Annotated in this window: 2 protein-coding genes; both read right to left on the bottom strand. The window is 54.2% G+C overall.

The window, feature by feature from the left end:
- The coding region (locus WC359_15200) for an ABC transporter substrate-binding protein (protein MFA5401797.1) at window positions 1–976 on the bottom strand (976 nt) is incomplete at its 3' end.
- A 141-nt stretch (window positions 977–1,117) separates the two neighbouring features.
- Window positions 1,118–1,338, bottom strand: a 221-nt coding sequence (locus tag WC359_15195; GenBank protein ID MFA5401796.1) for an MGMT family protein, incomplete at its 5' end; no start/stop codon positions are given.

The raw sequence follows: 1,338 nt of genomic DNA, 5'->3' as shown, positions 1-1,338 counted from the left end.
CGTGACCGCCGAAGGTGCTGATGCTTTCTCCGGGATACTCAGCCAGGTACTCATCCCTGTACTCAGTAAGGACATCCTTCTGCGGGTCGCTTGCCGGAACCTCATCTACAACGAGTAGCTTGCCGGCAGGGAAGATGACGCCGTTTGCCGCGTCGCCGGCTGCATCGATGAAGTCCTGGTTAGCGATTCCGTGGCTGCAGAAAAGCGGTATCTCAAACTGTAGCGTCTGCATGTCTTTGGCTACCACGGCGGAAGCCTTGTCCGTATCCCAGCAGATAACCGCCTCTGCGTCCGTACCCTTTATATGGGTAAGCTGGGATATCATGCTGGTGTCGTCCGATCCGAACGTCTGGTTGTCTACAAGCGTAATGCCATAGGTGGCTGCTTCGGATTCTAGGTATGTTTTGCCGCCCTGGCCGAATCCGGAGGTTGAAGTTATGATGGCGACCTTAGTGACGCCGATGCTCTGAAGATATACGTAAATTTCGGTGACTACCTGTTTGTCCGTTTGCGGGGTCTTGAATACCCAGTATCTTTCCTCAACCGGCGAGGTGATGCTGGCGCCCGCGGCGCAGGATACCAATGGTATCTCCGCGGTTGTTATGGTATCGATGATGGCCATGCTGTTTCCGGTACCGGTGGGGCCAATGATGGCCAGCACTTCGTCCTCTTCGATAAGTTTAGTGGCCAGCGTGGCGCACTTGGTGGAATCGGTCTCGTCGTTGTAGATGATTACTTCGAGCGGATGCCCGTTTATCCCGCCGGCATCGTTGATTTTGTCAACGAGCATCTCAACGGTATACTCCTCAGGAACTCCCAGGTTGGACTGGGCACCCGTAGTAGAGAACAGCGCTCCTATCTTGTAGGCTTCTTTCTCTCCATTGTCCCCGTTTCCATCGCCGCAGCCGATAGCACACGTTGCAACCAGTGCTACGGCCATGAGGGCGAATAAGGATAATTTCAGATACTTTCGCATTTGACCTCGCTCCTTCTAATAAAATTTGCAGGCTTTGGCCTGCTTTAGAGCGCATTGAGGTGTCGCCGATTTTCCGCGCCCACAGGTAGAGAGTATAGCACAAGGTAAAATGCGATGCAACGGCACAGTTTCACTTCGTGTTTAATGAGCCCTGTTTTTCATGTGAGGTGGAGATTCCAGATCGAGCAGGCGTCTTTTCAGCTCGATGCCGGCGCTGAAGCCGGTGAGCCCGCCGTCTTTGCCGATGACCCGGTGGCAGGGCACGATTATGGGAAAGGGGTTGCTTTTAAGCGCCTGCCCCACGGCGCGGGCTGATGAAGGACTGCCGATGCGCTGTGCTATCCATTTGTAAGTTCGCGTTT

Source organism: Dehalococcoidia bacterium (genome assembly GCA_041653995.1).
GTDB lineage: Bacteria > Chloroflexota > Dehalococcoidia > GIF9 > UBA5629 > CAIMUM01.
The sequence above is the reverse complement of the archived record's forward strand: the minus strand, read 5'-3'. Positions and strand labels throughout refer to the sequence as shown.